The sequence below is a fragment of the Streptomyces sp. NBC_00038 genome (assembly GCF_026343635.1).
In the GTDB taxonomy this organism is placed as follows: Bacteria; Actinomycetota; Actinomycetes; order Streptomycetales; family Streptomycetaceae; genus Streptomyces.
In genome coordinates this window covers 4,337,867-4,350,134 of sequence record NZ_JAPELQ010000001.1, presented here as the reverse complement: position 1 = coordinate 4,350,134, position 12,268 = coordinate 4,337,867, and the positions used below count along the sequence as shown (strand labels likewise).

General features: G+C 71.8%; 14 protein-coding genes. 6 read left to right on the top strand and 8 right to left on the bottom strand.

Annotation, left to right across the window (positions count from 1 at the left end; translation table 11 throughout):
• Window positions 1–30: 30 nt before the first annotated feature.
• Complete coding sequence (locus OG219_RS19670; RefSeq protein WP_266828266.1) at window positions 31–1,308, top strand: ATP-binding protein; 1,278 nt, start codon at window positions 31–33, stop codon at window positions 1,306–1,308.
• A gap of 9 nt (window positions 1,309–1,317) precedes the next feature.
• Here OG219_RS19670 and OG219_RS19665 read toward each other — a convergent pair whose 3' ends face one another.
• On the bottom strand, window positions 1,318–1,869 hold the full coding sequence (locus OG219_RS19665; RefSeq protein WP_266828265.1) for a GtrA family protein: 552 nt from the start codon (window positions 1,867–1,869) through the stop codon (window positions 1,318–1,320).
• Window positions 1,870–2,087: 218 nt separating this feature from the next.
• Between OG219_RS19665 and OG219_RS19660 the strand changes: the two genes are divergently transcribed.
• The 4 genes from OG219_RS19660 (at window position 2,088) to OG219_RS19645 (ending at window position 6,255) form a co-directional block, all read left to right on the top strand.
• The gene (locus OG219_RS19660; protein WP_266828264.1) at window positions 2,088–3,227 is read left to right on the top strand and encodes a 5-(carboxyamino)imidazole ribonucleotide synthase; all 1,140 of its coding nucleotides are present in this window, start codon (window positions 2,088–2,090) and stop codon (window positions 3,225–3,227) included.
• A complete protein-coding gene (purE, locus tag OG219_RS19655) occupies window positions 3,224–3,787 on the top strand; it encodes a 5-(carboxyamino)imidazole ribonucleotide mutase (RefSeq protein WP_266828263.1) in 564 nt (187 codons plus the stop codon). Before OG219_RS19660 ends, purE begins: the two co-directional genes overlap by 4 nt.
• A gap of 5 nt (window positions 3,788–3,792) precedes the next feature.
• Complete coding sequence (locus OG219_RS19650; protein ID WP_266828262.1) at window positions 3,793–4,977, top strand: dipeptidase; 1,185 nt, start codon at window positions 3,793–3,795, stop codon at window positions 4,975–4,977.
• Window positions 4,978–5,100: 123 nt separating this feature from the next.
• Window positions 5,101–6,255, top strand: coding sequence for a dipeptidase (locus OG219_RS19645; RefSeq protein WP_266828261.1), 1,155 nt, complete (start codon window positions 5,101–5,103; stop codon window positions 6,253–6,255).
• Here OG219_RS19645 and OG219_RS19640 read toward each other — a convergent pair whose 3' ends face one another.
• Window positions 6,256–6,654: a VOC family protein gene (locus tag OG219_RS19640; RefSeq protein ID WP_266828260.1), complete on the bottom strand. Its 399-nt coding sequence runs from the start codon at window positions 6,652–6,654 to the stop codon at window positions 6,256–6,258. It abuts the gene before it with no gap.
• 17 nt (window positions 6,655–6,671) lie between these two features.
• A complete protein-coding gene (locus OG219_RS19635) occupies window positions 6,672–7,031 on the bottom strand; it encodes a VOC family protein (protein WP_266828259.1) in 360 nt (119 codons plus the stop codon).
• Window positions 7,032–7,125: 94 nt separating this feature from the next.
• Between OG219_RS19635 and OG219_RS19630 the strand changes: the two genes are divergently transcribed.
• Window positions 7,126–7,629, top strand: a complete 504-nt coding sequence (locus OG219_RS19630) for a CGNR zinc finger domain-containing protein (RefSeq protein ID WP_266828258.1) — start codon at window positions 7,126–7,128, stop codon at window positions 7,627–7,629.
• 1 nt (window position 7,630) lies between these two features.
• On the opposite strand, the gene OG219_RS19625 is transcribed toward OG219_RS19630, so the two are convergent.
• The 5 genes from OG219_RS19625 to OG219_RS19605 form a co-directional block, all read right to left on the bottom strand.
• Window positions 7,631–8,407 (bottom strand): plastocyanin/azurin family copper-binding protein, encoded by a 777-nt coding sequence (locus OG219_RS19625; RefSeq protein WP_266828257.1) that lies wholly within the window; start codon window positions 8,405–8,407, stop codon window positions 7,631–7,633.
• Window positions 8,404–8,901: a hypothetical protein gene (locus tag OG219_RS19620; protein WP_266828255.1), complete on the bottom strand. Its 498-nt coding sequence runs from the start codon at window positions 8,899–8,901 to the stop codon at window positions 8,404–8,406. The genes OG219_RS19625 and OG219_RS19620 overlap by 4 nt, the downstream gene beginning before the upstream one ends.
• Window positions 8,902–9,016: 115 nt before the next feature.
• Complete coding sequence (locus OG219_RS19615) at window positions 9,017–10,018, bottom strand: plastocyanin/azurin family copper-binding protein (protein ID WP_266828253.1); 1,002 nt, start codon at window positions 10,016–10,018, stop codon at window positions 9,017–9,019.
• 27 nt (window positions 10,019–10,045) lie between these two features.
• On the bottom strand, window positions 10,046–11,386 hold the full coding sequence (locus OG219_RS19610) for a copper resistance CopC/CopD family protein (RefSeq protein WP_266828251.1): 1,341 nt from the start codon (window positions 11,384–11,386) through the stop codon (window positions 10,046–10,048).
• Window positions 11,383–12,030, bottom strand: a complete 648-nt coding sequence (locus OG219_RS19605) for a hypothetical protein (RefSeq protein WP_266828249.1) — start codon at window positions 12,028–12,030, stop codon at window positions 11,383–11,385. Before OG219_RS19605 ends, OG219_RS19610 begins: the two co-directional genes overlap by 4 nt.
• Window positions 12,031–12,268 lie beyond the last annotated feature (238 nt).

The window sequence follows — 12,268 nt, the reverse complement described above, 5'->3', positions numbered from 1 at the left end:
AGGCTCCAAGCAACCCGCCCGGAGGGCACCGTGCGTCGCCGTCTCATCCAGTCCACGCTCGCCGTGGTGCTCGTAGTGATCGCCGTCTTCGGCGTCTCGCTGGTGATCGTCGAGACGCGCACGATCGGCAGCAGCGCCCAGGAGCGGGTGGACTCCGAGGCGCTGCGCCTGGCGAGCATCGTGGACAGCCGGATCATCGGCCACGAGGACATCACCGCGGAGATCCTGAAGAACCAGGTCACGGACGAGCGGTACGCCGTGATCAGGATCCCGGGCAGGGAACCGATCGAGATCGGGACCAAGCCCAGCGGTGAGGTCACCCACTACACGGCCAAGGGCGAAGAGGGCGAGACGGTCACCGTCCTGGAACCGCGCTCGTCCGTGACGAAGGAGATCGGCCGTACGCTGCTGATCATCGCGGCGGTCGCCCTGCTCGCCATCATCGCCGCCGTCCTCCTCGCCGTACGCCAGGCCAATCGCCTCGCCTCCCCCCTCACCGACCTCGCGGAGACCGCGGAACGGCTCGGTTCAGGCGACCCCCGTCCGCGCCACAAGCGGTACGGCGTCCCGGAGCTGGACCGCGTCGCGGACGTCCTGGACGGCAGCGCGGAGCGGATCGCCCGGATGCTCACGGCGGAGCGCAGGCTGGCGGCGGACGCCTCCCACCAGCTCCGTACGCCCCTCACCGCCCTCTCCATGCGCCTGGAGGAGATCACCCTCACCGACGACCTGGACACGGTGAAGGAGGAGGCGACGATCGCGCTGACGCAGGTCGAGCGGCTCACGGACGTCGTGGAGCGGCTGCTCACCAACGCCCGCGACCCGCGCACCGGCTCCGCGGTCTCCTTCGACCTGGACGAGGTCATCAAGCAGCAGCTGGAGGAGTGGCGCCCGGCCTACCGCAGCGCGGGCCGCGCCATCGTCAGCTCGGGCAAGCGGCATCTGCGGGCCGTGGGCACCCCGGGCGCGGTCGCCCAGGTCCTTGCCGCGCTCATCGAGAACTCCCTGATGCACGGCGGCGGCACCGTCGCCCTGCGCACCCGCGTCACCGGCAACCAGGCCGTCGTCGAGGTCACCGACGAGGGCCCCGGCGTCCCCCCGGACCTCGGCGCCCGCATCTTCGAGCGCACCATCAGCGGCCGCAACTCCACGGGTATCGGCCTCGCGGTCGCCCGTGACCTCGCGGAGGCCGACGGGGGACGTCTGGAGATGCTCCAGGTGAAGCCGCCGGTGTTCGGCCTGTTCCTGTCCCGTACGCCCTTGAAGAAGCCCCTGGCGGGCGAGGAGCCGGAGCCGACCGTCCGGTAGCGGTACGGCTCAGCTCACGCGCTGAGCGGGCCTGGGGCGCTGCTCGGGCCCCGGCCCGGCTTCGAGGAACGATTCCGCACTGGCCACCGCCTCCCGGGCGGGCAGCGTACGGAACACCCAGGTGCGGTACGACCAGAAGCGGAACAGGGTCGCGACGCCGATGCCCAGGAACTTGAAGACGTTGCTCTGCAGCGGGCTGTCCCAGCCGAAGCCGTACGTCGCCGTGTAGAGCACGCCGTTCTCGATGACCAGTCCCACCGCGCTGAACAGCAGGAACAGCGTCAGTTCCTTGGTGCGGCCGCCCTTGTCGCGGTCGCGGTACGTGAAGTACCGGAACCCGACGTAGTTGAAGATGATGGCGACGACGGTGGCGATCACACTGGCCCGCACGACCTGCAGACCGGTCCCGTGGCGCACCAGGTTGAACACGAGCAGGTTGACCAGCAGCCCCACCCCGCCGACCGCGCCGAACTTCACGACCTCTCGGAAGAGCCGGTCGAAACGACGGCGAACCGCGCCGCGAGGCTGCTCGGTATGGGGCCCCGAAGAACCACTGCCCATGGTGTCGCCAGCCCCCGTAGGTTGCCGTCAGTCGGATATGTCAACTCAGCCATGCTAACCAGCGGGCCTCTGCATCGCCTGTGTGTACAGACTCACAGGTAAGAAAAATGGCCGCCGCGGCGGGCACCTCGCCGCGGAATTACCGGCTTGTCGACGTGGAGACACCGGGCTGCGGGTGCGGAAACCGGCCGCCATGGCGTGGCCGATACTCTTGGAGCGTGACGTTCCCGGTAGTCGGCATGGTCGGCGGGGGGCAGCTCGCTCGTATGACACACGAGGCGGGCATCCCGCTCGGCATCAAGTTCAAGCTCCTCAGTGACACCCCTCAGGATTCCGCGGCGCAGGTCGTCAGCGATGTCGTCATCGGCGACTATCGCGACCTCGACACGCTGCGTGAGTTCGCGCGGGGCTGCGATGTGATCACCTTCGATCACGAACACGTACCCACCGAGCACCTGCGTGCCCTGGAGGCGGACGGCATCCCCGTCCGCCCCGGGCCCGACGCACTCGTGCACGCCCAGGACAAGGGTGTGATGCGCGCGAAGCTCGACTCGATCGGTGTGCCGTGCCCACGGCACCGGATCGTGAGCGACGTCGACGACGTCGCCGCTTTCGCGGCCGAGGGCGACGGTTTCCCGGTGATCCTGAAAACCGTCCGCGGCGGCTACGACGGCAAGGGGGTGTGGTTCGTCCGCTCCCTCGAAGAGGCGGCCGACCCCTTCCGCGCCGGAGTCCCCGTCCTCGCCGAGGAGAAGGTCGACTTCGTGCGCGAGCTCGCGGCGAACGTCGTCCGCTCGCCGCACGGCCAGGCGGTCGCGTACCCCGTCGTCGAGTCCCAGCAGGTCGACGGCGTCTGCGACACGGTGATCGCCCCGGCCCCCGGTATCGCGGAGGAGCTGGCCCTCCAGGCGGGCGAGCTGGCCCTGCGCATCGCCAAGGAACTCGGCGTCGTCGGCCACCTCGCCGTGGAGCTCTTCGAGACCCGCGACGGCCGCATCCTCGTCAACGAACTGGCCATGCGCCCGCACAACTCGGGCCACTGGACCCAGGACGGCGCGATCACCTCCCAGTTCGCCAACCACGTACGGGCCGTCCTCGACCTCCCGCTCGGCGATCCGCGCCCCCGCGCCAAGTGGACGGTCATGGCCAACGTCCTCGGCGGCGACTATCCCGACATGTACTCCGCGTACCTGCACTGCATGGCCCGCGACCCCCAGCTGAAGATCCACATGTACGGCAAGGACGTGAAGCCCGGCCGCAAGGTGGGCCACGTCAACACCTACGGCGACGACCTGGACGACGTACTGGAGCGCGCCCGGCACGCAGCCGGATATCTGAGAGGCACGATCACCGAATGACCGGTCCTGTTGAACCCGGCGCGTCCGACGCCCCCCTCGCTCCCGTCGTAGGCATCGTCATGGGATCCGACTCCGACTGGCCCGTCATGGAGGCCGCCGCGCAGGCCCTCGACGAGTTCGAGATCCCGTACGAGGTGGATGTCGTCTCCGCGCACCGCATGCCGCGCGAGATGATCGCGTACGGCGAGCAGGCCGCCGACCGCGGGCTCAAGGCGATCATCGCGGGCGCGGGCGGCGCCGCCCACCTGCCCGGCATGCTGGCCTCCGTGACCCCGCTGCCGGTGATCGGCGTCCCGGTCCCGCTGAAGTACCTCGACGGCATGGACAGCCTGCTGTCGATCGTGCAGATGCCGGCCGGTGTCCCGGTCGCGACCGTCTCCGTCGCCGGCGCGCGCAACGCGGGCCTGCTTGCCGCCCGGATGCTCGCCGCGCACGACGAGGAACTCCTCGCCCGGATGCGGGAGTTCCAGCAGGAGCTGAACGACCAGGCCACCGAGAAGGGCAAGCGGCTGCGCACCAAGGTCGAGGGCGCGGGCAGCGGCTTCGGCTTCGGGAAGTGACGCCGATGACCTCCCCCTCGCTCGACGAAGTCCGCGAACTCCTCGCCGAGTTCCCCGTGGTCGACGGCCACAACGACCTGCCCTGGGCGCTGCGCGAACAGGTCCGCTACGACCTCGACGCCCGCGACATCGCCACCGACCAGAGCGCGCACCTGCACACGGACCTGGCGCGGCTGCGCGCGGGCGGGGTCGGCGCCCAGTTCTGGTCGGTGTACGTCCGCTCGGACCTGCCGGGAGCGGTCACCGCGACGCTCGAACAGATCGACTGCGTACGGCAGTTGATCGACCGGCACCCCGCCGACCTGCGCGCCGCGCTGACCGCCGCCGACATGGAGGCGGCGCGGGCGGAAGGCCGTATCGCCTCGCTGATGGGCGCGGAGGGCGGCCACTCGATCGACAACTCCCTCGCCACGCTGCGGGGTTTGTACGCGCTCGGCGTCCGCTACATGACCCTCACCCACAACGACAACATCGCCTGGGCGGACTCGGCGACCGACCACCCCGCCGTCGGCGGCCTGTCGTCCTTCGGCCGTGAGGTCGTACGGGAGATGAACCGCGAGGGCATGCTCGTGGACCTCTCCCACGTGGCCGCGACGACCATGCGCGACGCGCTCGACACCACCGCCGCGCCGGTGATTTTCTCCCACTCCTCCTCCCGCGCGGTGTGCGACCACCCGCGCAACATCCCGGACGACGTCCTGGAGCGGCTGCCCGCCAACGGGGGAGTGGCGATGGTGACGTTCGTACCGAAGTTCGTCCTCCAGGCGGCGGTCGACTGGACGGCCGCGGCCGACGAGAACATGCGCGCCAACGGCTTCCACCACCTCGACACGACCCCCGAGGGCATGAAGGTCCACCGCGTCTTCGAGGAGTCCAACCCGCGCCCCGTCGCCACGGTGTCGACGGTGGCGGACCACCTGGACCACATGCGCGAGGTCGCCGGCGTCGACCACCTCGGCATCGGCGGCGACTACGACGGCACGGCGTTCACCCCGGACGGCCTCAGCGACGTGTCCGGCTACCCGAACCTCGTCGCGGAGCTGCTGGATCGCGGCTGGTCCAAGGCCGACCTGGCCAAGCTGACCTGGCAGAACGCGGTACGGGTGCTGGGCGCGGCCGAGGACGTGGCCGGCGAGCTCCGGGCGCGGCGGGGACCGTCGAACGCGACGCTGCAGCAGCTGGACTGCTGACACCTCCGAAGCGTGCCCGGTGGGTGGGGCGTACCCCCAAACGCCCCACCCACCAGGAAGCGTCCGGGCCTCCGTGGAACGGTGGTGGTACTGCGATCACCGTCCACCCAACGGAGCCCTGTCATGGCAGACCTGCAGGACGAACTGCACACGACCGCTGAGGTGGGCGAGCTGGACCGGCCGGCTGCCTGGCCGGAGTCCGAGCCGCTGCCGCTCGACACCAGTGACCTCGAGACGGCACCCGAGTCCGAGCCCGAACCCGAGCCGTCGGCCGATCCGCTGGAGCGGGCCCACGCCTTCCTCGCAGGCCACCCCGTCGCCGACGGCTACAGCGGTCTGCCCTGGGCGCTGCGCCACCTGCCCTGGTTCGACCTGGAGCTGGGCGAGAGCGCCGTGGACACGGATGTGCCGCGGATGCGGGAAGGGCATGTGGGCGCCCTGTTCTGGTCGCTGCATCTGCCCGAGGGGCTCGCGGGCGACCGTGCCGTCGGGGCGACCCTGGAGCAGCTGGACCTGGTGCGGACGGTGGTCCATGCACACCCCGAGGGCCTGCGCATGACCCTCAACGCGGCGGAGGTCAACGACGCCCACCACTGCGGCCGTGTCGCCGTCGTACTCGGCCCCGCCGGAGCGGGCGCGCTCGGCGACTCCTTGGGCATCCTGCGCGCCCTGCACTCACTCGGCCTGCGCGTCCTCACCCTGTCCGGCGCGTCCTGGGCGAGCGAGGCGGGTCTGACCCGGTTCGGCGAGGAGGTGCTCCGCGAGATGAACCGGCTCGGCGTGCTCGCCGACCTGTCCGGCACCTCGGACGCCACGATCGCCCGCGCGATCGCCGCGTCCAAGGCCCCGGTCCTGTTCACCCGCTCCGCGGCCCGGGCCCTGCGCCCCCACCCGGCCAACCTCCCCGACGGCGTCCTCGCCGAACTCGGCGCCGCCAAGGGCCTGTGCCTCGTCCCGCTCACCGCCGAGCAGACGGGCCCCTCCGTACGGGACGTCGCCGACCACCTCGACCACGTCCGCGCCCTCGCGGGCCCGGAGTGCGTCGGCCTCTCGGGGACCTACGACTCCGGAGCCGCGCACCCCCAGGACCTCGCCGACGCCTCCTGCTACCCGCACCTGATCGCCGAACTCCTCACCCGCGGCTGGTCCGAGACCGACCTCGCCCTGCTCACCTGGGGCAACGTCCAACGCGTCCTGCGCCTCGCGGACTTCACAGCCCGCGCGGCCCAGCAGCGCCGCGAACCGTCGTCGGCGAAGATCGCGGAGCTGGACGGATAGCTACGCCGGGTGGTCGATCCGGCAGAGGCAGAACGGATGCCCCGCCGGATCGGCGTACACCCGCCAGTCCCGCTTGCCGCCCTCGTCGTCCAGGTCCAACGGCCTGGCACCGAGGGCGAGCACCCTTTCCTGGGCGGCGTCGATGGCCTCCCAGGTGCTGCCGGCGTCGAAGTCGAGATGGAACTGCTGCCCGTTGCGGTCCGCCCGCGGCCACTCGGGCGGGACGAACCCGGGGGCCCGCTGGAACGCGAGCCGATACCCGTCCGGGACATCCAGGACGACCCATTCGTCGTCCTCGCCCTGGGGTGTGCCGCCCAGCACGCGCGCGTAGAACTCGGCGAGCGCGCGGGGGTCGGGGCAGTCGAGCACGACGGAACGCATACGTACGACAGGCTCCACAGCAATCTCCTTCGGGCTCAACAGGCGCAGAGGCAGAACGGGTGCCCCGCCGGATCGGCGTACACACGCCACCCGCGCGACCGGTCCTCCGCGTCGAGTGCCCGCGCCCCGAGCGCCAGCACCCCCTTCTCGGCCGCGTCCAGGTCGGCCACGGTCAGGTCCAGATGGAACTGCTGCGAGGCGTCGCCCGCGGGCCACTTCGGCGGTACGTGTCCGGGGGCGGCCTGGAACGCCAGCGACCGCCCGCCGGGCAGTTTCAGGTCGATCCAGTCCCCCTCGCCCTCGACCGTGCCGCCGAGCACCTCGGCGTAGAACCCGGCGAGAGCGCGGGGGTCGGGACAGTCCAGGACGACGACGCCGAGTTCGGCGAGAGCCATGACTTCCTCCCAGGGGAGTCGAGTTACCTGTAGACCGCGTGAAGAGGTAACGGCGGTTACTGCATGCTCCCGCATTGGAGGTAACGTCGCAAGCATGAATGACAGATGGCCCGCGCCCGGGGGCCTGGCCCTGGTCCAGTCCCTGGTGAACACGCTGGACATCGAGACGGGCGCCGACTCACTGGACGGGGCGGAGGGCCGGGCGGGGTTCGGCGTTCCCGAGGGCGAGCTGGAGCGGGCCCGCGAACTGCGCGAGTCCCTGCGCGCGGCCCTGCTCGCCCACGCGGGCCACCCGCCGCACGGCACGGTGACCCCGCTGGGCGAGCTGCTCGCGCGGGCGCCCCTGGTGGTGACGGTCGACGTGGGCGACGGCTCGGCGGCCCTCGCCCCGGCGGACGAGGGCCCGCTGCTCTCCCGTGTCGCGGCGGCCGTCGCCCAGGCTCTCGTCGAGGGCACCTGGACCCGGCTGAAGGCCTGCGAGGCCGTCGACTGCCACTGGGCCTACTACGACCGCTCCCCGGCCGGCCGCGGCCGCTGGTGCTCGATGCAGGTGTGCGGCGCCCGCGCGAAGATGCGCCGCTACCGGGCGAAGGACTGATCTACGCCTCCGCTTCCGTCTCCTCCCTATCCTGCGCGGCCGCCCGGGACCCGACGACCAGCAGACACAGCACGGCGACACCGGCGACGATGCCGGCCAGCACGAGCAGGGGGTCGAGCGGGCGGGCCGCCGAGGCGGTGGTCTGGAGCTGGTCCGGCTGTCCCGGCTGCGGTGACTGCGACGTCTGCGGTACGGCTGCCCCGGGGGCCGTGGACGGCGGCGACGACGCCGGCATGCTCATCGTCGGCGGCTTGCTGCTCGTCACCGTGCGGCTCGGCGAGGACGCCTGCTGCCGCGACTGTCCCGTCGAAGAACCCGAGGAACCCGACGTACCGGAGGAGCCGGACGTGCCGGAGGAGCCCGAGTTCTCCGCGTGCGAGTGCGTGGGCGCCGCCGCCGTGGTCGCCGGTGCCGCCGCGCGGACCGTGATCCCGGCCGTCATGTCCGGGTGGACCGTGCAGTAGTAGCCGTAGGACCCGGCCGTGCCGAACGTGAAGCTCCAGCTCTCCCCCTTGTCGAGCATGGGGGAGTGGATCGAGACCGGGCCCGAGGTGGTCTTCACGTCGTGCGGTGCCGTGTCCTGGTTGGTCCAGGTCACCGTGGACCCGACGGGGACGGACAGGCTCGCGGGCGAGAAGGCGTACCCCTTCATCGTCACGCTGTAGGTGGCCGCCGAGGCCTGGCCGGGCGGGAGCAGCAGCAGGGCGAGGAGGGCGAGGACGGCCGACGCGGCGGCGCTCCGGGCCACCCGCCGTGCCGTTCGCCGGGCCGCGCTCACGCGAACTCCGCCGCGACGAGCAGCCGCAGCCGGGTGGCCGGCAGGTGCCACGGCAGCCGGAACCCGGTGGCGCGGCGCAGCAGCCGGTACGGCAGCCGGGCGGTGCCCACGACGAGCAGCCGGTCGTCGGCCCGCTCGACCACGCGCAGCCGCAGCAGGACGGGGAAGCCGACGTCGTTCAGGTCGAGGTCGCCGGTGAGCTGGAGACGGCCGCGGACCCTGTCGATCCGTTCCGAGGTCAGCGCGGCCGTGAGGTGGGTGCCGTCGAACTCGAAGCGGAACTCGGGGTGTTCGGCTTCGGCGGACACGGTGAGGGACGCCGCCGAGAGGGGGACGCGGCGGCGCCGGGTCGGCAACGGGCCGTACCAGGCGGTGAGTTCGGCGAGTGAGCGGCCGGGCGCGACCGTGTACCGGCCGGGTCGGGGCAACAGCCGGCCGGTGCCGGAGCGAGACTCCGGCGGGGGAGGGACGGTGGGCAGGGTGACGGTCGTCATCCCGGACTCCTTGAAAGCGGTTCCCGAAGCGTGGCGAAGGTGTGGAGAATGGGAGGGCGCCGCTCCGGCCGGCTGAGCCCCGGCCGGAGCGGCGTCCCCCGTGTCGCGGAGCGCGTCAGCAGTTGTCGGTGAGGAAGTCCGTGGTGGGCGTGAGCATCTGCCCGGCCCAGACGGTGTGCATCTTCACGTAGCTGTCGACGTCCAGCAGGTCGGTGATCTGCTGTCCGAGTGACTGATCCAGGTGCGCCGAGTAGATGTGGTTCAGCAGCACACTGAGCGTGCTGTCGAGCACCGAACTGCCGCCGGATACGGCCGGCTTGATGATGCTCTCCACCCACACCGTGTGCATCTTGATGTACGAGTCGAGCGCGAGCGCGTCCTGCACCTGCTGTCCCGGCGACGTCTCCAGGTGCGCCGAGTAGATGTGCTGGAGGATCGGCAGCAGCACGTTCTGGATGCTGGTGCACTGCTCGTCGTCACCGGAGCCGCCGCCCGTGCCGCCCGTCGCGGTCGGTGTGGCCGTCGGTCCGGTGGTCGGCGTCGCGGTGGGAGTGGCCGTGGGGCCGGTCGTGGGCGTGGGAGTGGCCGTAGGTGTGGTGGACGTAGGCGTGGGCGTGGGTGTCGAGCCCCCGCCGTCGGCCTCGACGACCTTCACCGACGACACCATGTCCGGGTGCACCGCGCAGTAGTACTCGTACGTCCCCACCTCGGTGAAGGTGTACGACCACGACTCGCCCTGCTCCAGGTTCCCGGAGTCGAAGGCCACCGGGGCCTTGGTGGTGGTGACCGTGTGCGGCGCGCTGTCGTGGTTGGTCCACTGGACGGTCTGGCCGACCTCGACGACGAGCTGTTTCCCGTCGCCGTACGCGTAGCTCATGATGTCGACCTGGTAGTCCGCCGCGGCGGCCGCCGCGGGCTGCGCCTCGGCGGCGGCAACGGGCGCCTGAGCCGCGCCCGCGGCCGTCTCCGAGGAGCCGGATGTCGAGCCCGAGGCGGCGTTCAGCAGCCCGAGACTGAGTACGGCGGCCAGCGCCGCACCGAGCCCGGCGACCAGCAGGCCCCGGTTCCCGGCCGGCGGCCTGCGCCGCCGTTCACCGGTGTTGTCGCTTTCTTTCACTTCAACTCCTTTGTGCATCGGGGGAGTTCAGCGGCCGGGGTCGGCCGTGACCAGCAGACTCGTCACGACGAGCACGACGAGGACGAGCCCCGTCTCGACCGCGACCGAGTAACCGAAAGGCCGCACACTCGCGGCGTCACCGCGCAGCAGCACGGCGAGATCGAGGCGCGTACGCACCCACTGGCGACTGGCGTACGCGGCGAGCAGGACGGCCGCGAGCACGGCCGTCTTGATGAGCAGCAGATGGCCGTACGAGCTGTGCAGCAGGGCGTCGTACGAGCCCACCACCTGCCAGGCGAGCACCAGCCCCGCGGCGACGATGCCCGTGACACTCAGGGCCGCGAGCCGCGAGTAGCCGGGCACCACCGCGGCCAGCTCCCCGGCCCGCCTGCGCGGTAGCACGGCCACCGTGAGCATGGCCAAGCCGCCGATCCACAGCGAGGCGCCGAGCAGATGGACGAAGTCGGCGATGGCACCCCAAGTGGGCTCGCTCCCCTCGGAGTTGTGGCCCGCCATGCCGGTCGTACGCAGCAGCCCGAAGGCCACGGCGAGGGCGCCCACCCGCCAGCCCGGGGAGTGGGAGGTGCCCGCCCCGCCCTGCATCAGCGCGCCGAGGACCACGGCCGCGAGTACCCAGAGCAGACCGCGCGAGGCGAGCACCGCGCCGGGTTCGGTGGCCAGCACGTCGGCGTACGTCGCCGGGCGCAGCGCGTCCCGGAGACCGCCTAGCGCGGTGTACGCGCCCTGGAGACCGAGGGCGGCGACGGTCGCCAGTAGCCCGACGGTCCAGGCGAGTACGAGCAGTGCCCGGGCCCGCGGTTCGTGCGCGCCGCGCGGCCACAGCAGGGTGACGAAGGCCAGCCCGCCGACGAAGAGCGCCAGCGCGAGATAGCCGGCCCAGCGGGCGGCGACGAGGCCCTTCCGCACCGAGGGGGAAGGTGCGGGAACGGGGGACGCGGCCTCGTCGCCGCCGGTCATGGTGGCTGTGGTCGCAGCGCCGACGCCGAAGGTGAGCCGCCCGGAGGACGCGTGCCCGTCCTCCTCGTCGACCACGGACCAGACGACGGCGAGCTCACCACCCGCCGGGGCGGCGAGGGCGACCCGCACGCTGTCCTTGCCGCCGCCCGCTGTGCGGGACACCGGGAGCCGGTTGCCGTCCATCGTCAGTACGCGCACGTCGGCGAGGTCGACGGGTTCGTCGAAGGTGAGGGTGAGGTGGTCGGGGGCCTTGGTGAGTTCCGCGCCGTCCTTGGGGGAGGCGGACACCAGCTCGGTGTGGGCGGAGGCGGCCTGGGGCGCGACGGCCAGGGCGTACAGGAGCGGGGTGAGGACGAGCAGGACCAGGGTGCGGCGGACGTGTCCGGTCACGGGGTCGCCTCCGGCGTCGGGGAGGCGCTGATGCCGAGCAGCCCGGTCACGGAGACGGGGGCGAGCCCGACACAGGGGGTGGGCGTCGGTCCCGGCGTCTCCTCGCTGCCGTTCAGCACGTCGAAGAGGGGCTCGGTGACTCCGGTGAGGAGCGGGCCCACGAGGACGACCTCACCCTCCTCGCAGGTGTCGGTGCCCGGGTCGGTCGGCGAGGGGGTGGGCGTGGGGGAGGGGGAAGGAGAGGCGGTGCCGGTGGGCGGCGAGGTCTCGTGACCGGAGTGTCCGGGGTCGGTCGTACCGCCGGTACTGCCTGTGCCGAAGCCGGTGTCCACGGCGCCGCCCCCGGTGCCGACGCCGCCCACCCCGCCGTACGACGGCACTTCACCGCTACCGGGGTCCCGCGCACCGGAGCCTCCCGGAGCGGCGGGGCTCGCCGGTGCGGTGACCGCGGGCGGCGAGGTCGGGGGAGTGGCGGCCTCGGCGGTGCCGGAGGGGGCGCCGATGCCCGAGGCGTATCCCAGCACGATCACCACGGCGCCGACGAGCGCGCCCGCCACCACTTCGTCGCGGTGGTCCCGTGGCCTCCCCCACTCTCGGCTTCGCTCGAGCGGGGGGACCCCCATGGCCGTGCGGAACAAGGGCATGTCTCACTCCTGGCATGGTCTGGTCAAGCCAATGAAAGGCCCTGGCGAATGACGACCAGTGGAGTGGAACGTGGATTCCCTTTGGATACACGCTTGTTAAGCGCCCGTTGCCTGCCTCTCTTTCGAGGGGGCATGGACTGTGAGAACGGTCGATTCCGCATGCCGCTCGAAAGGGAATCGAACTCGTGATGTGGGTTTCGCGGACGACTGCATATGCCGTCCCCGGTGACCGCACGGG